Annotated in this window: 18 protein-coding genes, 1 other RNA gene and 1 pseudogene; 10 read left to right on the top strand and 10 right to left on the bottom strand. The window is 52.8% G+C overall.

Annotated elements, in window-relative coordinates:
• Nucleotides 1–37: 37 nt before the first annotated feature.
• Nucleotides 38–1,753, bottom strand: a complete 1,716-nt coding sequence (gene ybaL / locus WG219_05325) for a YbaL family putative K(+) efflux transporter (protein ID WXL26898.1) — start codon at nt 1,751–1,753, stop codon at nt 38–40.
• Between the two features lie 383 nt (nt 1,754–2,136).
• The gene (locus tag WG219_05320; GenBank protein ID WXL26897.1) at nt 2,137–2,478 is read right to left on the bottom strand and encodes an FKBP-type peptidyl-prolyl cis-trans isomerase; all 342 of its coding nucleotides are present in this window, start codon (nt 2,476–2,478) and stop codon (nt 2,137–2,139) included.
• A gap of 157 nt (nt 2,479–2,635) precedes the next feature.
• Here WG219_05320 and WG219_05315 point away from each other — a divergent pair, with 157 nt between their 5' ends.
• Nucleotides 2,636–3,670 carry a DUF4917 family protein gene (locus tag WG219_05315; protein WXL26896.1) on the top strand — a complete coding sequence of 345 codons (1,035 nt, stop codon included), beginning with the start codon at nt 2,636–2,638 and terminating at the stop codon, nt 3,668–3,670.
• On the opposite strand, the gene WG219_05310 is transcribed toward WG219_05315, so the two are convergent.
• The 4 genes from WG219_05310 to WG219_05295 form a co-directional block, all read right to left on the bottom strand.
• Nucleotides 3,667–3,966, bottom strand: coding sequence for a ribbon-helix-helix domain-containing protein (locus tag WG219_05310; GenBank protein ID WXL26895.1), 300 nt, complete (start codon nt 3,964–3,966; stop codon nt 3,667–3,669). The genes WG219_05315 and WG219_05310 overlap by 4 nt on opposite strands.
• Before the next feature lie 33 nt (nt 3,967–3,999).
• Nucleotides 4,000–4,581, bottom strand: a complete 582-nt coding sequence (locus WG219_05305; GenBank protein WXL26894.1) for a DJ-1/PfpI family protein — start codon at nt 4,579–4,581, stop codon at nt 4,000–4,002.
• A 96-nt stretch (nt 4,582–4,677) separates the two neighbouring features.
• Nucleotides 4,678–5,091 carry a hypothetical protein gene (locus WG219_05300; protein WXL26893.1) on the bottom strand — a complete coding sequence of 138 codons (414 nt, stop codon included), beginning with the start codon at nt 5,089–5,091 and terminating at the stop codon, nt 4,678–4,680.
• Between the two features lie 103 nt (nt 5,092–5,194).
• Complete coding sequence (locus WG219_05295) at nt 5,195–8,101, bottom strand: ATP-binding protein (protein WXL26892.1); 2,907 nt, start codon at nt 8,099–8,101, stop codon at nt 5,195–5,197.
• A 141-nt stretch (nt 8,102–8,242) separates the two neighbouring features.
• Between WG219_05295 and ssrA the strand changes: the two genes are divergently transcribed.
• From ssrA to WG219_05275, 4 genes are all read left to right on the top strand, one after another.
• Nucleotides 8,243–8,628: a transfer-messenger RNA gene (ssrA, locus tag WG219_05290) on the top strand.
• Nucleotides 8,629–8,812: 184 nt separating this feature from the next.
• Nucleotides 8,813–10,069: an integrase domain-containing protein gene (locus tag WG219_05285; GenBank protein ID WXL26891.1), complete on the top strand. Its 1,257-nt coding sequence runs from the start codon at nt 8,813–8,815 to the stop codon at nt 10,067–10,069.
• 879 nt (nt 10,070–10,948) lie between these two features.
• A complete protein-coding gene (locus WG219_05280; GenBank protein ID WXL26890.1) occupies nt 10,949–13,240 on the top strand; it encodes an AAA family ATPase in 2,292 nt (763 codons plus the stop codon).
• A gap of 91 nt (nt 13,241–13,331) precedes the next feature.
• The gene (locus WG219_05275) at nt 13,332–13,619 is read left to right on the top strand and encodes a hypothetical protein (GenBank protein WXL26889.1); all 288 of its coding nucleotides are present in this window, start codon (nt 13,332–13,334) and stop codon (nt 13,617–13,619) included.
• 27 nt (nt 13,620–13,646) lie between these two features.
• Here the strand turns inward: WG219_05275 and WG219_05270 are convergent, their stop codons facing one another.
• From WG219_05270 to WG219_05255, 4 genes are all read right to left on the bottom strand, one after another.
• A complete protein-coding gene (locus WG219_05270) occupies nt 13,647–14,387 on the bottom strand; it encodes an MBL fold metallo-hydrolase (protein ID WXL26888.1) in 741 nt (246 codons plus the stop codon).
• Nucleotides 14,388–14,425: 38 nt separating this feature from the next.
• Nucleotides 14,426–15,223, bottom strand: coding sequence for a sulfite exporter TauE/SafE family protein (locus tag WG219_05265; GenBank protein ID WXL26887.1), 798 nt, complete (start codon nt 15,221–15,223; stop codon nt 14,426–14,428).
• A 63-nt stretch (nt 15,224–15,286) separates the two neighbouring features.
• Nucleotides 15,287–15,814, bottom strand: coding sequence for a rhodanese-like domain-containing protein (locus WG219_05260; protein WXL26886.1), 528 nt, complete (start codon nt 15,812–15,814; stop codon nt 15,287–15,289).
• A gap of 2 nt (nt 15,815–15,816) precedes the next feature.
• A complete protein-coding gene (locus WG219_05255) occupies nt 15,817–16,134 on the bottom strand; it encodes a metalloregulator ArsR/SmtB family transcription factor (protein WXL26885.1) in 318 nt (105 codons plus the stop codon).
• Between the two features lie 182 nt (nt 16,135–16,316).
• On the opposite strand from WG219_05255, the pseudogene WG219_05250 reads away from it, so the two are divergent.
• The 5 genes and pseudogenes from WG219_05250 (at nt 16,317) to WG219_05230 (ending at nt 19,626) form a co-directional block, all read left to right on the top strand.
• A pseudogene (locus tag WG219_05250) lies at nt 16,317–16,598 on the top strand (glutamate--tRNA ligase family protein).
• Nucleotides 16,599–16,645: 47 nt separating this feature from the next.
• Entirely contained in the window at nt 16,646–16,873 is a 228-nt protein-coding gene (locus WG219_05245; GenBank protein ID WXL26884.1) for an antibiotic biosynthesis monooxygenase, read from the top strand.
• 278 nt (nt 16,874–17,151) lie between these two features.
• Nucleotides 17,152–17,481: a hypothetical protein gene (locus WG219_05240; GenBank protein ID WXL26883.1), complete on the top strand. Its 330-nt coding sequence runs from the start codon at nt 17,152–17,154 to the stop codon at nt 17,479–17,481.
• A 97-nt stretch (nt 17,482–17,578) separates the two neighbouring features.
• A complete protein-coding gene (locus WG219_05235) occupies nt 17,579–18,547 on the top strand; it encodes a DUF932 domain-containing protein (protein WXL26882.1) in 969 nt (322 codons plus the stop codon).
• Between the two features lie 74 nt (nt 18,548–18,621).
• Nucleotides 18,622–19,626 carry a YqaJ viral recombinase family protein gene (locus WG219_05230; protein ID WXL26881.1) on the top strand — a complete coding sequence of 335 codons (1,005 nt, stop codon included), beginning with the start codon at nt 18,622–18,624 and terminating at the stop codon, nt 19,624–19,626.
• Nucleotides 19,627–19,633 lie beyond the last annotated feature (7 nt).

The raw sequence follows: 19,633 nt of genomic DNA, 5'->3' as shown, positions 1-19,633 counted from the left end.
CAGGCCGGGTTTTTTATTGTCTGTACAGACTCGGTTGTCAGTGCCCTTTGGGCACCGCAGCCTGATCAGCGAACTTGGACAGAATGTGCGCTTTCATACCGCGTGCCAGTTCTTCCTCATCAAAGAACACTTCACCCAGCGAATCCTTACGGAATATCTCCACTGCGTCAGGGCTGTGAGTACGAATCACCACCTCAATATCCGGGTTGAGCATGCGCGCAGTTTCCACCATGCGCTGTACATTCATCGGATCAGGGGTGGCAATCACTAGCATCGCTGCGTCAGCGATGTGAGCCTGGATCAACGTGCCCGGCTCAGCCGAGTCACCACTGACCGCAACCATGCCCTGATTACGAATCTGCTCTACCCTTTCACGGTTTTGCTCAACCACTACAAATGGGATATGCCGCTCCAGCAAGCTTCGCGCAATACGACGACCGACACGACCGTAACCCACCATCACCACCTGGCCTTCAAGGTACTTCCTCTCAGTGCTCATTGGCAGCACAGCCAGCGGGTCTTCTCGGTGTTCAAGGCGGCGGGCAAACGAGGAGCGACGCAGCGCCAGCTCTTTCAGTGGTTTAACCGCCGCAAACACGGCCGGGTTCAGCGCAATGGAAATCAGTGCACCTGCCAGCACCAGGCTCATGCCCTCTTGTGGCATCAACCCTAGAGTCAGACCAAGCCCAGCGAGGATGAACGAGAACTCCCCGATCTGCGCCAAGCTAGCCGCCACCGTAAATGCGGTATTGAGCGGATAACGGAAGGCCAACACCAGCGCCGCAGCCGCCAGGGTCTTACCGATGACAATAATGCCCACCACCGCCAATACATGCAGCGGTTCTTTGAGCAGCACCAGCGGATCAAACAACATACCGACCGAGACGAAGAACAGCACCGCAAACGCATCGCGCAGCGGCAATGATTCTTCAGCCGCACGGTGACTGAGATCCGATTCACGCATCACCATGCCAGCAAAGAAGGCCCCCAGTGCAAACGACACTTGGAACAAAGCAGCCGCACCATAGGCAATACTGATCGCCGCCGCCACCACCGAGAGGGTAAACAGCTCGCGGGAGCCAGTCTTGGCCACATGCATCAGCAACCACGGAATCAGGCGGCGTCCGGCTACCAGCATGACCGCCAGGAAGCCCGCCACCAGCAACAGGGTTTTGCCCAGTGTGTACCACAATGGATCACTGCTGGTTTCGGTGACAGTGGTACTGCCCAGCACACCTGCCAGTGGCGGCAGCAACACCAGCACCAGCACCGTAACCAGATCCTCGACGACCAACCAACCCACGGCAATACGGCCATTCATCGAGTCGAGAATACCCCGGGACTCCAACGCCTTAAGCAATACCACCGTACTGGCACAGGACAGTGAGAGGCCGAATACCAGCCCCGCCCCAAAACTCCACCCCCACCAATGCGCAACAGCCATACCTAATGCAGTGGCCAAGCCCATTTGTACCACCGCTCCGGGCAGAGCGATCTTTTTTACTGAGAGCAAATCATCCAGAGAGAAGTGCAGGCCAACACCAAACATCAGCAACATCACACCGATCTCAGACAGCTGTGCAGCCAGCGCCATATCGGCGACAAACCCCGGCGTTGCGGGGCCTAAGATGATGCCGGCGCACAGGTAGCCGATCAGCGCTGGCAACTTAATCTTTTCGGCAATAAAGCCGAAGATAAGCGCCAGACCAAAACCGCCGGCAAGGGTGGTGATCAGGGAGATGTTGTGCTCCATCCAGGATCCTCATGTTGAGTTGTAAATAAGGTGGTGCCCGTAATGCATGGCAAGTACCACTGCCCAGAGGCCGCAACAACTTCCACGATGGAGCACTGTAGCGTCCGGCAAAGAAACCGGAGCCAGAAAAAAGGATACTGATGCGCCCGCGGAGGCAAATCACCAGCGATCATTCACTAATGCCTTCAGTGAATAATAAAACGTAGCTTTAGATCAATAAAAAATATTTATTACTGACTTTGTGTGGACAAGCGGCGCCAGCCTTTTACACAAAAATGTGGCCACCGCTCATCTGGCTATGCACGTTCAACGAGACGCTCTAGCCACACATATTGCCAATGTAGAGCAAGATCGCTGCCAAACTTGAAGCAAGTGCCTGACCATCAGTCATCCCGCGTCAGTACTTCCAGTAACTCTACTTCGAAGATCAAATCTGAGTTCGGCTTAATGTAGGCGCCAAACTCACGTTCGCCATAGGCAAGAGCGGCGGGAACATAGAGTTTGCGCTTACCGCCAACTCGCATCCCCATCATGCCGATGTCCCAGCCCTTGATCACACGCCCCGTACCGATCACACACTGAAAGGCCTTACCACGATCATAAGATGAGTCAAACGTGCGGCCATCCTCAAGGAAACCCACGTAGTTAGTGGTGATCAATGCACCTTTCACGACTTCCTTGCCGTCGCCCACTTTGATGTCTTCAATACGCAGTTCGTCAATCATTGCTCGTCCTCACTGGTTCACCCGTTTGGGGGTTACACGCACAACTGCCGCACAGCCGTGCCATCCTGCTAGGTGAGAAGCTCGAAAGGGGCCGTCGAGACACGTTTAAGGCGTGATAAAGTCCGCCGGTATTTTCAGCTACCCAATGAGAGTAATTATGGAAGCCCTGGCAGCAAACAGCGAACTTGAACATTGGAATACGCTGCGCGCCAGGCAGGCATTTCCTGACCTGCTGCTCGGAAATGGTGCAAGCTTGGCCATATGGCGCAACTTTGCCTACTTCTCACTGTTCGACGAAGCTCAAACCACCCGCAATCGCCCCCTGAGTCCCACCGAACTCAGCGTGTTTCGTGCGCTGGATACCAGTATTTTCGAACAGGCCCTGAGCGCTCTGCGTAACAGCATTCGGGTCAACGCAGCGCTAACCATCAACGCGTCGTCACCGCGCCATCGCTATTTCGCAATTAAAGAAGCCCTCATCCATGCGATCCGCAGTGTGCATATTCCCTGGAGTCAAATGCCAGGTGAAACATTGGCCTGTATCAACACAGAGTTGAGAAGCTACCGTACCGTCTATAGCGGTAATTACGACCTGCTGACCTACTGGGCCGAGCTTCACGCGCCAGAGGGCTTTGACAACCTGTTCCGTGGTGCCGACGCCACCTTCGATCCCACTGATGTGCGGCCTGCTGACAATGCAACACGCGTCCTTTATCTGCATGGTGGCCTGCATTTGGTGAAAAACGCCGATGGCAGCACGCGCCTGCTCAACTCATCGGAGAGTACTCTCCTGGCAAGCTTTGCCATTAACCAGTTAGGCGATATTCCGCTCTTCGTTAATGAAAGCAGCAGTGAGGATAAGCTCAAATCGATTCGCGGCTCGGACTACCTGTCCTATGGACTGGGACAACTGGCTCAGGCCTCAGAGGGGTTATGCATCTTCGGTCACAGCCTGGGCAAGCAGGACCGTCATTTGCTCCAGGCGATACAGTCTGCCAGCCCTAAAGCCCTGGCCATTTCAATTTATCCCCACAACAGCGCCTTCATTCAGCAACAGAAAGACTATTACCGGAAGCTGTTTGCAGAGCAGCCCCAGACTGAGCTGTACTTCTTTAACGCGTTAAGTCACCCGCTCGGTGACCCACAGCTGCGAGTAGCGATCCCCAAGCAGGATCAAGCTGCCACTCACTAAGTGGCAGCCCGCACTAAACTCAATTCGACTGGCGAGCGTTTCTGGCTGAGGTAGCGGGTGCAACTCACCCGCAGAAAAGAGGCGAAATTCACCACCTCGCCGCGATAGTCCATAACTTCATCATAAAGCTTGGTAATGAGTTGATTGGTGGTCATGCCGTCCACCTCGGCGATCTCACGCAAGATGTCCCAGAATTGATTCTCCAGCCGCAGCGTGGTCACCACGCCGCGAATACGTAGAGAGCGCGAACGGGACTCATAGAGTATCGGATCGGCTTTGACGTATAGCTCACACATTCTCGCTCTCCTTGTGGATAACAGCCTAAAACCTTACAGGCTGATCTGAGTTCCCAACACCTTCAAAAATCCCGCCAGCCAGTTCGGGTGAGCTGGCCACGCAGGGGCGGTGACAAGATTACCCTGCACATGAGCCTGATCCACCGGAAGATCAATATAGCGCCCACCAGCCAAACGCACCTCAGGGGCGCAGGCTGGATAGGCACTGCACTCGCGCCCTTCCAGCACACCAGCAGCGGCTAGCAGTTGTGGGCCGTGGCATACAGCTGCTATAGGCTTGCCCGCTGTATTGAATGCTTGCACCAGCGCGAGAACTTCCGCATTCAAACGCAGGTATTCAGGTGCGCGCCCCCCAGGAATCAGCAGGGCATCGTATGCATCGGCCGTCACCTGTTCAAAATCAAAGTTCAGGGCAAAATTATGACCGGGCTTCTCGCTGTAGGTCTGCTCGCCCTCAAAATCATGAATAGCCGTACGCACTGACTGCCCAGCCGCCTTGCCAGGACAAACGGCATGAACCTGATGGCCAACCATCAGTAACGCCTGAAACGGCACCATGACTTCGTAGTCTTCGACATAGTCGCCGACCAGCATAAGAATCTTTTTCGCGGACATCTGCGTACTCCCTTCCTGATGTTGAGGTACGCAGAGTGTCAACCGTACACGCAAGGTAGGGGTAATACCCCGATACTACAGTCGCGTGCGTGCGCTTTAGTCCAGGGACTCTTCATCACGCTGAAGCACATACAGGCAGCCATCGTCATCTTCCAGATAGTCATGCACGTAGTACATGACAACCTCTCCCAGGCCAGGCATGGTCGCGACATAATCATTGATGTCAGGCGTAAAATGCACTTTGCTGCCGGGCTTGGCCTCACTTTCAATGCGGGCAGTGACAAACAGCTCCTCCGCATACCCGGCAAAATACTCTTTTCGCTCTGCTGCGTCCCAATCCGCCGGTGCCTCAAATGGGCCGCAGAACACAATTTTACCGTCACCAAGATCCTGCTCTTCAGCGTCAGGATCATTCTCATCAGCCCGGTAAACCGTGCAGTCCTGAGCATCCGGGTGTTGCAATACGGCCTCTCTGGCGGCCAGAAGGTGTTCGGTATCCAAGGATGGCATTTGCGTCTCCACGCCACTGGCGTCTGTTGTCGTTATGGGCACAGGCTAAGCGCTTACTACTTATTTAGCGACCGTTTTGGACATAAATCCTACCCTTGTATTGTTACAAAGCCTGCCCCAGCAAACTGATCGCCACACGCCTTAGCTGGTGCAGATCAACCGGCTTACTTAAGCAGGCCTGAGCCCCACGCTTGCGCGACTCTACAAACAGTTTTTCATCCGTTACTGCACTGATGACCAAGACAGGCACACGGCTCAGGCGCGGTGTCGTGCGCATGAAATCCAGCACCTGATGGCCGTCACCATCTGGCAAATCCAAATCCAGAACCACTAATGCAGGCGTATAGGCCTCTAGCTCTGACTGAGCCTGCATGACAGTTGAGACACCTCTGACCTGAGCAAACTCACGCAAAACTTCCTTCACAACCTTAAGGCTCGCCGGGTGATCCTCAACACACAACACTTCAGCTAACAAAGGTGGGTGTGCGGCTACCGGCTCAACCGTGGTCTCAGCCACAGCACAGGGACTTGCAGCTCCCGGCAAGTCTATCCAGAACCGGCTGCCGCGCCCTGTAGAACTCTCGAAGCCAATTTCACCGCCCATCAACGTGGCTAGCTCGCGACTCAACACCAAGCCTATACCGGTCCCCGGAATGGTTGAGTTTTCTCGTCCCAAACGCTGGAAGGGCTGGAACAGATTGGCCTGCTGCTCCGGACTTAGTCCTGCACCATTGTCTTCAACCCACAAACGAACAGCATCAGGTCGCACCTCATAACCCAAATTTACCAAGCCATTTGGGCTGCTGTACTTAATCGCATTGGACAGTAGATTGAGGATGACTTGGCGAATGCGGCGCATATCCGCCTGCACATACAACCCCGTGTCGTTCTCTGCCAAAACGTGCAGTTGCAGCTGGCGCTTTTGAGCCTCGGGCAGCACCAGCTCAGCGCAGCCATGCAACAGCGCACCTATCTCAACGGGTTGCAGCTTTAACTGCTGGCGGCGATTCTCGATACTGGACAAATCAAGTATGTCATCCACCAGAGACGTGAGGTGACGGCTAGCATTGATGATCTCTCGCGCATAGTCCGCTTCAGCCCGAGCATCGGTACGCCCTTCTGCTTCCATCTCAATGAGCTGACCAAATCCATGGATCGCATTCAGTGGAGTACGCAGCTCGTGACTCATGCTTGAAAGAAAGCGGCTCTTGGCCTGACTGGCCGCCTGCGCATCCAAGCTGGCCCGACGTAATTCCTCCTGCACCTGCTTCAAGCGGGTGATATCGACATGCGTCCCCGCAATACGCAGGGCATGTCCATCTGCATCGCGCTCCAGTACTCGCCCACGGCTGAGAAGCCAGACATAGTCACCATTTGGATCAGCATACCTGTACTCAGCCTCGTACCGCTCCTCCTGACTGCTACCGAAGAGTTGACGCAAATGCCGCACACGCTCCAAATCATCCGGGTGCATGCGTTGATTAAAGTCTGACAGGGTCATTTTGTCGGGGGACAGACCGAATCGGGTAACGAAACGCTCACTGAGTGTGATGCTCAACGTGGTTATATCAATGGTCCACAGACTTTCAGTCGTGCTTTCCATGACGAGGTCGAGAATATGCTGGGCCTCAAGCCGCTGAGCTTCACTGCCCTGTAACTGCTTTCCTGTCTCAACCACCGCTCTTGCCATGCTGTGGATTTCCCTGATTGGGCTGTTAGGTAGCTCGGATGGGTAATCCCCACGCCCCACCCCTCGCATCATCCCGACAACCTCTTTAATCGGGTCAGCCAACTGCTCGCTTAAACGGCGCGTACGCATCCACATCAGAGCAAAGAACAACAGATAGAACAGCACGAGCCCAGCAATCAGCATGTACCCAACGTTTAAGTAGTGCTGAGCAAGACGATGGGTCTCAGTAAAAATATTCTCCTTGTCGACCACCATTAGGAGTTTCCAGCCGGTCTGCGGGATCGTCGCCCAAGACACCAACTTTTGTTTGCCTTCCAGCTCGACCTCCACAACGCTTTCCTGCCCTTCTTTCATCGCAGTCAGCAGCGGTTGCAGATTCGGATAGAGTGACAAGCTGAAATCCTTTGGCTTTAACACCTCACGACGCACAGCCTCCGCGTAGGAATATCCCAGCAACTCGGTCAAGCCAAAGTCGTCCTCTCCATCACGCGGTAACACCAAAATGTTCCCATCGCGGTCTACCAACATGGAGTAGCCATCCCAAGGCACTTGCAACGTATCGATGCCCTCTAAGATTTGGCCGACCGTGAAATCCATCCCAACGACCCCCTCCAGGAAGTCATCGGTATACACAGGCGCAATGGAGGACAGCATCCATCCCATCCCGGCAGGGTCCAGATAGACATCGGTCCAGACTACCTTGCGCTCGGGGTTGTGCTTCGCATCGGCCAGGTAATAGAAGTTGTAATCCGGTATCACCATGTCATGGGGATACTGCTTGGGTGTCATAAAAAATGGATAGATGCGGTTATAGCTGTCCCAGCTGTTGAAATAGAGCGAGGCTATTCGCGGAGTAGATGCATGAAACGACTTCATCAGAGGGTCTAGCTGAGACAAGCGCAGAGCTTTGCCATGGTCCTGCTTGGCTAACGGTGTGCTATTGGCATAAAACGACGCAGCACGCCCGTTATCAGTCGACGTATAGAAGACACCATCCTCGGTCACAGCATGCCGCTCGCGCTCGACCTCATCAGGCGTAAACGTTGTGTCATGCAACGCCTGCCAGGTCATGTCACGAAACACAGCGACCTGAGACTCAATTGACTGCAGACGCCTGGCCATCAGATTACTTTCACGCAGCGCCGCGGTGGACAGATGCTCCAACGCACTTTGCTGCAAGTATTCAACCTGAGAATCGCGGATTTCTGCATTCGTAAGCATGTAGGCCGCAATCAGTACAGACTCAACAAGCACCAACGGTATCAAGGCACTCTGAACAAAAGCTCGCCAGATCCACTGACGCAGGGGGTATCGCGGCATACGGCAAAGTAATCCTAAATAGACTCTGCTTCAGAGCAAAGCACAGCCCCACCTACACACGCAATGCATAAGCGTCTGATAGAGTCGACGAAGAGGAACCTTTCACGTACACTTGTGTCTGAACAACTGCACGAAAGTTTTGGGGCCGATTAGGATTCGACGCCGGTAGCGAAACTTGAGGGGCATGCCGAGTGGGTAACAGAACTCGTAAATCCACTGTTGCAAAACTTATAATTGCCAATGATGACAATTACGGTGCTCAACTAGCTGCGTAAGCAGCCTAGCGCACTTCTGGTAGCTTCGGCTCCAGCAATCACTAGGGGATGTCTGTAAACCCGAACTGATTGTCAGATAGAACAGAATCGTCGCCTAGTATGTTGTGGACGAAGCGACTAAATCTTACACAACTCGCCCAAAGCACCCTGCCCGTCGGGCGGCCAAGGGTTAACTTAGTAGACACGGCTAAGCATGTAGAACCGATAGCGGAGAACTGGCGGACGGGGGTTCAAATCCCCCCGGCTCCACCATTACAACATCTAGAGACGTCCACGGACGTCTTTTTTTGTGCCTGAAACCCAGTGAATACGGGGCTTTCAGCGTCGTCACGATCCGATAGCGTCCGACTGGATCCGCGAAACCCGGTATTCCAAATGGTATTCCAAGCATTCAGGTGGTAATTTTTGGAATACCAAAACCTCTCATGGAATACCAATGTGCGCTCAAGCCTCTCGCCTTTCTGAGCTCAAGCTCAAAGCTGCCAAGCCCAAGGAAAAGGATTACATCCTGGTCGACGGTGATGGATTACAAATGCGAGTGAGAAGCAATGGCTCTAAGCTGTGGAATTTCAACTATTACCACCCAGTAACCAAGAAGCGCATCAACATGGGGCTTGGTGCATACCCTGAGCTGTCACTTGCCCAGGCAAGGAAAATGACCGTTGAAGCAAGGGAGCTTCTTGCCACCGGCATCGACCCCAAAGAAGAGCGGGACAATCTGAAGCAAGCCAAGAGGGCTGCAACAGAACACACGTTTCAGAACGTAGCTACCGCCTGGTATGAGCTGAAAAAAGACTCCGTGACACAGGCTTACGCCGAGGACATCTGGCGCTCACTGACGCTGCACGTTTTCCCGGACTTAGGTACGGCTCCGATCTCAGCCATCAATGCACCACAGGTCATCAACCTGCTTCGGCCGCTCGAAACCAAGGGCAGCCTTGAGACCGTTAAACGGCTGACGCAACGGCTCAACGAGATCATGACCTACGGGGTCAACTCGGGACTGATCCATGCCAACCCGCTCAGCGGCATCCGCTCTGTCTTCAAGAAACCAAAAAAGAAAAACATGGCGGCACTGCCCCCAGACGAGCTGAGCGAGCTCATGTTGGCAATTGCCAATGCCAGCATAAAAAGAACGACCCGTTGCCTGATCGAATGGCAGCTTCACACCATGACCCGACCAGCGGAAGCAGCTACCACTCGATGGGCAGACATCGACTTCGAAAAGAAAATCTGGACGATCCCGGCTGAGCGGATGAAGAAACGCCGCACGCACATGATTCCGCTCACGGAACAGGCCCTCGCGTTACTGGAAGCAATCAAGCCTTACAGCGGCCATCGTGAATACGTATTCCCCGCAGACCGGAACCCTCGCACCCACTGCAACAGCCAGACCGCCAATATGGCGCTGAAGCGCATGGGTTTCGAAGGGCGATTGGTCAGCCATGGCATGCGTTCAATGGCCAGCACCATCCTCAACGAACACGGCTGGGATCCTGAACTGATCGAAGTAGCGCTTGCCCACGTCGACAAGGACGAGGTTCGCAGCGCTTACAACCGGGCGGACTACATCGAGCGCAGACGCCCGATGATGGCTTGGTGGAGCGGACACATCCAGGAAGCAGCTACCGGCAACCTTTCGATGTCAGCTATCAAGGAAAATCGGGACAGAAAGGTAGTTTCGATACGCTGATTTGTGCCAAATACCGTAAAGCAGACGGTAGTAACAGGCAGAAACCGGCCAGAAGCGGCCACTAATTTCTTGGCAATCAACAGCAGAAAAAGCATTATGGAAACAACTTCTCACGCGCAGTCCCATCTTCGGCGGCATGGATGCCTTGCTTATCTCACACAAGCATTCATTCCTGCTAGCTTTGGCGACATGCTGTGAAGCGCGGGCTTATGCCGCATTCGGCTATAACTGGCTTATACCGCGTTCGATATAACGTCGCAGCAGAAGGGAGTGAAAGATGCATAAAACACTGATCCGCAAGAGAAAAGTCAACATTGTTAGCGAAATGTTAGGCTGCGTATTAGTCGAGCGTTCGGTCTAATCACTGTTAGATTTGCATGAAGACACCTTGCCCACATTGCCATCAGCCTACTATTTCGGGCTGGAGAAAAATAAACGCGACAAGCATCCGCCCTGCTAAATGTTCAAGCTGTGGGGAAAAAAGCTATGTGTCGGGTTGGAGTCATGCGCTAGTTGCCATATCTTTCGAGGTGGCATTTTGGGGCAGTATCATGCTTGCTGTTATTTTAAAAAGCTGGTACCCCTTACTGCTTTCTCCGCTAGGTATAACAATCGCTCTTTTTACACATAGCTCCAACGCAAATCTTATACCCACAGATTCGAAAAAAATATCACGGGCACGCATTAGGGCAGCGCTCGAACTTCTTATAATTGTGTCTATAGCAATTGGCGGTTATCTTCTTTTCGGGAACGGTGCAAATGCAATCTAACAATTGGTTCAAATCACTCGCTTCGCTCACTGGGACGGGCTAAAGCCCGCCCCTTAACCAAACGTTATACGCAAATTTAGTCCGGAGAGAATTTTAGGTCAGGGGTGTCATGTCAATAAAAAGTATACAAAAATTAAAGCAATTCGGTATCTTCCAAGATCATACGAACAGCAATGCTAAAGATTTCGGAAAATACAATTTGTTCTATGGGTGGAATGGAAGCGGAAAATCTACGCTTTCGGGTTTGTTTCGGTGTATCGAGAATAAAGTCACGTCAAGTAAATTTCCTTCTTCGGAATTCTCGGTAAGCGTAGACAGCGGCACGCCTATCACACAAGCGAACGTGGCGAATTCTGAGCTAAACATATACACCTTTAACCATGACTTTATTGATGAAAACATTTCATGGAACAGCACTGTAAAAAGTATATTGCTTGTTGATAAAGAGAAGATTGAAGAACGTGAAAAACTAGAACGGTTAAAAAAAGAACAGGAAGTCGATAGCAAATCACACGGCATAGAAGCTGAAGCAATAAAGAAACTTGATAGCGCTGTTTCAAAATTTGAAACCGATAGCGCGCGACATATGAAGACAAGTCTTCAATCCATTGACACTACAGACAGTTACTACCTTAACTACGATAAGCGTAAATTTGGAAAATTCATAGAAGACCACCTTGAAGAAAGCAAGTCGGACGACTCGCTTCTTGATGACCAACAAATTGTTGAATTAACCAATGCCGCGAAGCCTGATCAAAAGTCCTCGATCACCTTTAATCAACAGACCATTAATCAAGAAATCTTCACCAAAGCAAAAGAACGTCTTGATGATCTTTTAAAAACCAGCGTGGTTAGTCAAACAATCCAGCGGCTTGTTGAACATGGCGATATAAAGTCTTGGGTTGAAACTGGTCTTGATCTTCATAAGCGTCACGATACAAACCAGTGCGAATACTGTGGAAACACCATCACGGAAGAACGCACCAAACAACTTGAAGCCCACTTTAATGACGATTACAAAGCCTTTCAAGCCCGGCTTGAAGGTGCTGATGGCTGGCTTGCTGGTCAATATATTCAGCCCCCAACATTACCCGCTACAAGTGATTTTTACGACGAATTCAAAAGCGGGTACGGTGAAGCCTGTACAGCATTAGAAAAAGCTATCACAGCCTTAAACGGAGAAATAGCAGTGTGGCACACTGCGCTAAAGGAAAAGACTGCCAATCCGCTTGAAACTGGTCTAACGGTAGAAGTTATCAGTGAATCATCCGTTAAGGCGTTTAACGATGCAATGACCTATATTGGCGCGGCTGTTGATAAGCACAACCATAAGTCAGGAAATTTCAAAGAAGAAACTGATAAAGCTAAAAAGCGACTTGAACTTCACTACGCAACTACTGAAGTGAAATCATTCGGGTATCACGAGAAGAAAAAAGAAGTCGTTGATCGCACTGCCGCAAATGAAACGCTAAAAACAACAATTAACACTAGAAACACAGAAATCCGAACGCTTGAAGATTCACTATCAAATGAAGGCCTGGGCGCTGACCAGTTTAATGAATCACTTCATAAGTTTCTTGGGCGCAGTGAATTGACCCTTCGATTCAATCCGGTTAAAAAAGGGTATGAAATACTTCGGAACGATTCGGAACAGGTTGACGGTAATTTAAGTGAAGGTGAAAAGACAGCTATTGCTTTCGTCTACTTCATAACCAAGTTGAAAGAAAATGACAACAACATTGAAGATACTATTGTTGTTGTAGATGACCCCATTTCAAGTTTTGACTCCAATCACCTTTTCCACGCTTACTCATTTATGAAGGTGAACTGTGAAAAAGCAAAGCAACTGTTTGTTCTTACCCACAACTTCACGTTCTTCAAGTTGGTTCGTGATTGGATTTCACGGAAGAATAAACGTGACAATCAGAATATCGCAAATTTCTACGTTGTTAAGGCAAACAACGGAGTGCCACGAACTTCAACTTATACAAACGCCGAACCAGCATTAACCTTATATAATTCAGAATATCATTACATATTTTCACGGCTGAATTCGTTAAAAAATCAACAGACGCTTGAAACGGACGATCATTTTCTTGCCGCCAATTTATCCCGAAAACTACTTGAATCCTTCTTGTCATTCAAATTTCCAAAGAACCGGGGCAATTTCGCCAACTTGTTTAATACGGCCGTTTCAGCAAGTCAGAACCCTGAAGACGAAGGGAAGGAAAAGATTAGAAAGTTCATCAATGAATATTCACATAATGACCTTATTGAAACCAATGAAGACTTTGTTGAAAACCTGATTGGTGAAGGCGTTTCAGTCATTTCAGATATTTTTGACTGGATAAATGAACTGGACGAAAAGCACTATCAAGAAATGATGGAAGTCGTGTCTTGAGTAGGAATGCGTATAACAAGGCGCTGCTGTCGGACAATTTTTCCGCTGCGCTCCAAAATTGCCGCAGAGCGCGGCGTTAAATTGGAACGGTATGACCACCACAATATTACTCACCATTTTATCTTGCTGCGCTGGTTTTGTTGCGTCGGCATGTTTTGCTTTCGGTTCAACATTCAACAATGCGCGGAAGCTTGCCGCACTATCACGCCAGACATGGAAAGCAAATGAGCAGCTTCTTGAGTCTACTGTAATGCAGTCCGCTCAATACATGACCGGCTCAATTTTTTGCAGTTTTCGGGCATTGGCTTCGCTATCGCTCCGCAACTGCGCACTGTCAAAAGCCGGGTTGCAGCGCCCTGTTTTACAAGAAGTAAATTAGAGGCGTAAAAAGGTGAGAGAATTTCTCTCACCCTCCCTGACTGCGATCAGCAGGCTGCGTCAGCGTTTGTTGCTCCGGCTGCCCACAGGCGCGATTAGCGGGTACGGCGACATCCATCATTTTGGGATTCGGTAGATTCAGATTGCTCATCAACTCCACGTAGGCCTGCACATCCTTCACTTGCAGGCGCGGGTTGTGCGCCTTTTCTTCATCAATCGTACTCATGGTCCAGCCCTTATAGTCATGGGCGGGATACACCAAGGTATCGCCGGGCAGTTGCAGCAGTTTGGCAAATAAGCTGTGGTATTGATCTACCGCGCTGCCGTTTTGAAAATCCGTGCGACCGGTGCCGCGAATCAGCAAGGTATCGCCAGTAAATGCGTAAGTTTGTCCCTGATGACGCAACACAAAGGTGTAAGAATCGTCGGTATGACCCGGTGTAAACATCGCTTGCAGCGTGAGCTTGCCAATCGTTACTTCATCACCATCGCTCAGCAATTCAGATACGCAGCTGGATTGCGCTTTTTCACCCAGCAAGGTGATACACCCGGTAGCATCGCGCAAATCACCGGCACCGGTTACGTGATCGGCGTGCGTGTGCGTATCCAGAACATAAACCAGTCGAAGATTCAGCTCGTCCAGCAACTGCAGATATTTGGGCACCTCTTCTTTGACGGTATCAATCAGTGCTGCCTCGCCGGTTTCGCGGCAACCAATGAGGTAAGTGTAAGTGCTGGATTCTCGTTCAAACAGTTGGCGAAAAATCATAAGTCACCTCATGCAATATCAATAACAGGGTTTAGTCTTCAGCTGGGTGTAAACATCACTGGCGCCAGCTTTTGTATCAACGTTAACAGCGCAATCATTAACAGCGTCAGGGCAAATAATTTTTGCAGCAGTGCGTTAGCGATTCGGTGACTGACCTTCTGCCCTGACCACATTCCAATCACCCCGCCAAATACCACCAGCGCCAGCAGCGAAACATTATTTTGCTCGCTCAACAGCAGGTGACTAATAAACCCCGAGCTACTGACCAGCGCGATAACCATCAGCGATGTGTTAACCGCCTGCGCCATACTGATAGGGCTTAACGCCAATAACAGTGGCACGATCAGAAAGCCACCACCGACACCGAATAAACCGGACAACAAACCGACCACCACACCGCCGATCAACAATCCACTGACGCATCGCGGCCGTAATTCAAACTGTCCACTCTGACTCAGGTTACACAGCAGCCCCGGCCGCTCGGTGTGCGAAAAATCACCGGCGCGAACGATGGTCGCCGCTTCAGGATCACGCACCGCGCTGTACCACATACGCAGCGCAATAATTAGCGCCAGCACACTGAAACCCACTACGAGCAGCTGTTCATCAATCCGCAATCCCAGCCATTTTCCGAAAGGTGCGGTGAGCGCACCCACCGTGGCCAGAATGACGCCGGGCTTCCATAAAATCGGATGCTGCTGAAACCCGCCCCGCAGGCTGCCATATAAGGTACTGGCGGCGACCGTGCCTAATGACAGGCCCACCGCTTCGGTCATAGGCAAACCGGCGAACATCAACAAAGGCACCGCAAAAACCGATCCGCCTGCGCCGGTCAAACCCAGCACCAAACCAATCACCAGCCCGATCAGGATCAAGGTCATCATGACTCGACTCGCTGCTTATTTATTCCAGGGCGCGCGGGCCAGCAATTTGCCCATCAGGCAGGCATTGGTTACGCCCGCAAAAATCAGCCCCGCGCCGACAAATGCCGAGAGTCCGTAAAAGCCGGCGTGAACCCAGGTTCCTAACACGACACCCACTAAAACCAGTGTTCCCGCCACAATACGCACCTGCTGTTCAAGTGACATTGGCTTTGTTGTCGCGCTCTGCGTCACGGCGATATTGCACTTTTGCACTTCGTTCATGCCGCCTTCAATCACGCACAGTTCCAGATCAACTTTGCCTGTCAATTGCTGCGCCGCCTGTTCCGCCCGCTTACCGCCCTGGCATAACAGATAAACACAAGAACCCTGCTTGCCCGATTTTTCGAGCTCGCTGCGCAAACGCTCCGGCGTCAACTCGTGTAGTGGAATATGCAGCGCTCCGGGCAAGCCCGCCGCCGCGACTTCGGGTGCGGTGCGCACATCTAACACGCACAGCTCGGCAGAGGCATTGGTTAACAAATCTCTCGGATGAATACGTTTCATACTTACCTCTCCTCGGTGGGACAATAAATGGATTGCAACACCGTAATAATTTTGGTCGCGGCATCACCCTTCAGACGGTAATACACCGTTTGCGCTTCTTTGCGCGTCTCGACCAATTCAGACTCGCGCAAACTGGCCAGGTGCTGAGACAGAGCCGACTGACTCAGCGGCACCCGCTCATTGAGTTCGCTCACCGACATTTCGCCACCGACCAGCGTGCACAAAATCATCAAACGATTTTCGTTCGACAGCGACTTCATCAGCGCCGCCGCAGCGCGAGCGTGCTCACGCATAGCGGCCAGACTTTCACTTGTAATCATCAATGCACTACCTCAGCGTAAATCGACATTTTTAGTATATTAGAAATAAATAAATTAGCAAGTACTAATGTATTGATCTGCATCAAGCCAGTGCTAAACAGGGCAATTTACTTTCTCGCCACCTTGCGCGGGACTCACTCCAAACCCGGCCGCTAAAGCCGTATAATGCCCGCCTTTTCTCGATGACTGTTCGCACCCGCATTGCTCACTCTCCCACCGGCGATCCACACGTCGGCACCGCTTACATTGCACTGTTTAACCTGTGCTTCGCGCGCCAGCACGGCGGCCAGTTTTTACTGCGCATCGAAGACACCGATCAGACCCGCAGCACGCCAGAATCGGAACAGGCAATATTTGACAGCCTGCGCTAGTTAGGTCTGGAGTGGGATGAAGGGCCAGACATGGGCGGCCCACACGGTCCCTATCGCCAAAGCGAACGCATGGACATCTACGGTAAATACGCCCACGGTTTACCTCACACCGTACTGTCGGTGATAAAGGACACGGATTAATGGCAGATAGGATGGTTGAGCTGGCTTCTTCACAGCCTGGGTTTCTCGGCATTGAGTCCGCAAGAGAAGAGGTCGATATAACCGTTTCGTACTGGGCCGATATCGAGTCAATCACAGCATGGAAGGCTAATGTTGAGCATCGGGAGGCACAGGAGAAAGGTCGTAGAGAGTGGTATTCTGATTTTAGAGTAAGAATATCCAAGGTTGAGCGCGAATATGGCATTTAACAAGCGCAAGCAGTCAGAAATATTTTCCGTTCCTTGTTTTGCGGTTTAACGCTACGCTACCGCAAAACAATCCACTCCAAATATTCCGCTGTTGCGGGCGTTAGGTTATCCGAGCAAAAGTGACCCGCCCCTCATTCCTCAGTCACTGTGAATGTCCGCTTCTGGCCGACTCCAGCCCGCTCGCACCTAGTTAGCACTGCTGCGAAGCAGCCATTCGATTCAAAAAAATCTCAGCCACACATTACCGCAATGACATAGCCAACAAGGAGGATCTCCCCATGTCATTGCAGTGCCCTCGCTGTCACTCTCCCAAAGTCGCTTCTTTCCATCACGCCATGAAAGCCGGCGCTGCTATCGGCGCGGTCGGTGGCCTCGCACGTGGCGTTAGCGCTGCTCTGGCAGGCGGCAAGGCCGGTGCAGCACTCGGCGTTATCGCCGGCCCTGTCGGTATCACTCTAGGCTCGGTATCCGGTGCCATTCTCGGTGGTCTGGCCGGAGGTGTAGGCGGCTGTGCGCTGGGCGCTCAGCTCGGCGAGTCGCTCGACCGCCATGTACTGGCCCACAACCTCTGCCTGCTCTGCGGTCACCGCTTCAACCTGCCGGCCTGATCAGGCCACCGTTCTCTTCTTTCTTACCCATCACTGATTGCCGGTGCTGCGCCATGCGCGGCGCTTTATGCCGGCCTGCACCCAAAGGAAATTCGTCATGGCTCATCAAATCGAACAAATGGCCTACGTTGGCGCCACTCCGTGGCACGGCTTGGGCAACAACCTGCCGCAGAAACAACCCATCGAAGTCTGGCAACGCGAAGCCGGCATGGACTGGCAGATTCTAGAAAGCCCCGTGCATTTCAAATCGGACGCCATCGGCCACCTGGGCGCGATCCACTCATTCCCAGAACAGAAGGTGCTCTACCGTTCGGACACCAAGGCACCGCTTTCGGTGGTCTCGCAGCGATATCACACCGTGCAGCCAAAGGATGTCCTGGAGTTTTACCGCGACCTGACCGAGGTCTCCGGCTACGAGCTGGAAACCGCTGGCGTGCTCAAGGGCGGGCGCAAGTTCTGGGCGCTGGCGCGAACCGGGCAGGGCGCTGCACTCAAGGGTAACGACCAGGTGAATGGCTACCTGCTGTTGGCCACTTCCTGCGACGGCACTCTGGCCACCACGGCAACGCCCACCACCATTCGCGTGGTCTGCAATAACACCCTCACCATCGCCCTGGACGGCACCAGCCGTGCGATCAAGGTGCCGCACAGCACCCGCTTCGACGGCGATCTGGTGAAGAAGCAGCTCGGCATAGCCGTCTCGCAATGGGACGACTTCATGTACCGCATGCGCCACCTGGCGGAACGCAAGGTGCAGTGGCATGAGGCACTGGGCTTCTTTATGAACGTGATGTGTGAGACCAGCCCGACCGGTCCGCTTCCTGAACAGCTGCCGAACGAGCGCGCTCTGCGCAAAGTGCAGGAGCTGTACGAAGGCCGTGGCCGGGGCAGCCAGCTCGACTCAGCACGCGGCACTGCCTGGGGCCTGCTCAATGCCGTGACCGAGTACGTCGATCACGAGCGCCGGGCACGCAGCACGGAGTACCGCCTCGACTCCGCATGGTTCGGGCAAGGTGCCCAGATCAAGCAGCGCGCCCTGGATACAGCCCTGCAACTGGTCGCCTGACCTTTTACCCACCCCATAACGCCCGACCCGCTTCGTTGCAGGTCGGGCGTTTCTATTTCTGCAAGGTGAACACTATGAAAGCCACTTCATTGAATCGCAGCACCAGCAAAATCCGTCCCGCTCTGCGCCTGGTTAGCACCAAGGAGCTACCCCGCGAGGACTGGCTGCAGATCCGCAAGCAAGGCATCGGTAGTTCGGACGCTGCGGCGGCGGTCGGTCTGAACCCCTATAAGTCGCAGCTGGAGCTGTGGCTGGAAAAGACCGGGCGCGATGCTGGCATGCCCAAGGCTGATCCTCAGGATGAGGAAAGCCCGATGTACTGGGGCAACGTGTTGGAGCCCATCGTGGCCTGGCACTACAGCAAGCGCACTAAGAACAAGGTACGGCGCATCAACGCCGTGCTGCAGCATCCTGATCCGGAGTTGCCCTGGATGCTGGCCAACATCGACCGCGAGGTGATCGGGGCCGACGATGTGCAGATCCTTGAATGCAAGACAGCCGGCATAAACGGGGCACGCCTCTGGAAAGAGGGCGTGCCGGAGTATGTACAGCTGCAGGTAATGCACCAGCTCGCCGTCACCGGCAAGCAGGCGGCGGATGTGGCGGTACTGCTGGGTGGTCAGACGCTGGAGATCCACCGTATCGAGCGGGATGAGCAGATGATCGCTAGCCTGATCGAGCTGGAGCGCCAGTTCTGGCACTACGTGGAGACTGATACGCCGCCACCGGCTGATGGCACCGCTTCGGCAGAGTCAGCACTGCGCTGCCTCTACCCGGAGGACAACGGTCAGATCGTCGACTTCAGCCAGCATGCCGGGCTCAGCGCGGCTTACGTCGAGCTGAAGGCTGTTCGTCAGTCGATTGCCGACAAGGAAAAACGCGAGGCTGAGCTAAAGCAGATGCTGCAGCAGGCCATGGGCGATGCCAGCCGGGCGGAGTTCTCCAACGGTTACATCACCTGGCGCAAGGCCAAAGACAGTGTCGGCTTCGACGTCGCGCAACTGCTCAAAGAAAAGCCGCACCTGCAGGCCAAGTACCCACTGCTGAAAACGGGTGCACGGCGCTTCCTGGTCGGCTGAAACCCAA

Source organism: Pseudomonas mendocina, from assembly GCA_037482215.1.
Classification (GTDB): domain Bacteria; phylum Pseudomonadota; class Gammaproteobacteria; order Pseudomonadales; family Pseudomonadaceae; genus Aquipseudomonas; species Aquipseudomonas mendocina_E.
Note: the sequence above shows the minus strand (reverse complement) of the source record. Positions and strands in the feature narration are given on the sequence as shown.

Excerpts from the sequence above, each read along its gene's own strand:
- ybaL (WXL26898.1), bottom strand. The coding sequence starts at position 1,753 with ATGGAGCACAACATCTCCCTGATCACCACCCTTGCCGGCGGTTTTGGT.
- WG219_05320 (WXL26897.1), bottom strand. The coding sequence starts at position 2,478 with ATGATTGACGAACTGCGTATTGAAGACATCAAAGTGGGCGACGGCAAG.
- WG219_05315 (WXL26896.1), top strand. The coding sequence starts at position 2,636 with ATGGAAGCCCTGGCAGCAAACAGCGAACTTGAACATTGGAATACGCTG.
- WG219_05310 (WXL26895.1), bottom strand. The coding sequence starts at position 3,966 with ATGTGTGAGCTATACGTCAAAGCCGATCCGATACTCTATGAGTCCCGT.
- WG219_05305 (WXL26894.1), bottom strand. The coding sequence starts at position 4,581 with ATGTCCGCGAAAAAGATTCTTATGCTGGTCGGCGACTATGTCGAAGAC.
- WG219_05300 (WXL26893.1), bottom strand. The coding sequence starts at position 5,091 with ATGCCATCCTTGGATACCGAACACCTTCTGGCCGCCAGAGAGGCCGTA.
- WG219_05295 (WXL26892.1), bottom strand. The coding sequence starts at position 8,101 with ATGCCGCGATACCCCCTGCGTCAGTGGATCTGGCGAGCTTTTGTTCAG.
- WG219_05285 (WXL26891.1), top strand. The coding sequence starts at position 8,813 with ATGTGCGCTCAAGCCTCTCGCCTTTCTGAGCTCAAGCTCAAAGCTGCC.
- WG219_05280 (WXL26890.1), top strand. The coding sequence starts at position 10,949 with ATGTCAATAAAAAGTATACAAAAATTAAAGCAATTCGGTATCTTCCAA.
- WG219_05275 (WXL26889.1), top strand. The coding sequence starts at position 13,332 with ATGACCACCACAATATTACTCACCATTTTATCTTGCTGCGCTGGTTTT.
- WG219_05270 (WXL26888.1), bottom strand. The coding sequence starts at position 14,387 with ATGATTTTTCGCCAACTGTTTGAACGAGAATCCAGCACTTACACTTAC.
- WG219_05260 (WXL26886.1), bottom strand. The coding sequence starts at position 15,814 with ATGAAACGTATTCATCCGAGAGATTTGTTAACCAATGCCTCTGCCGAG.
- WG219_05255 (WXL26885.1), bottom strand. The coding sequence starts at position 16,134 with ATGATTACAAGTGAAAGTCTGGCCGCTATGCGTGAGCACGCTCGCGCT.
- WG219_05245 (WXL26884.1), top strand. The coding sequence starts at position 16,646 with ATGGCAGATAGGATGGTTGAGCTGGCTTCTTCACAGCCTGGGTTTCTC.
- WG219_05240 (WXL26883.1), top strand. The coding sequence starts at position 17,152 with ATGTCATTGCAGTGCCCTCGCTGTCACTCTCCCAAAGTCGCTTCTTTC.
- WG219_05235 (WXL26882.1), top strand. The coding sequence starts at position 17,579 with ATGGCTCATCAAATCGAACAAATGGCCTACGTTGGCGCCACTCCGTGG.
- WG219_05230 (WXL26881.1), top strand. The coding sequence starts at position 18,622 with ATGAAAGCCACTTCATTGAATCGCAGCACCAGCAAAATCCGTCCCGCT.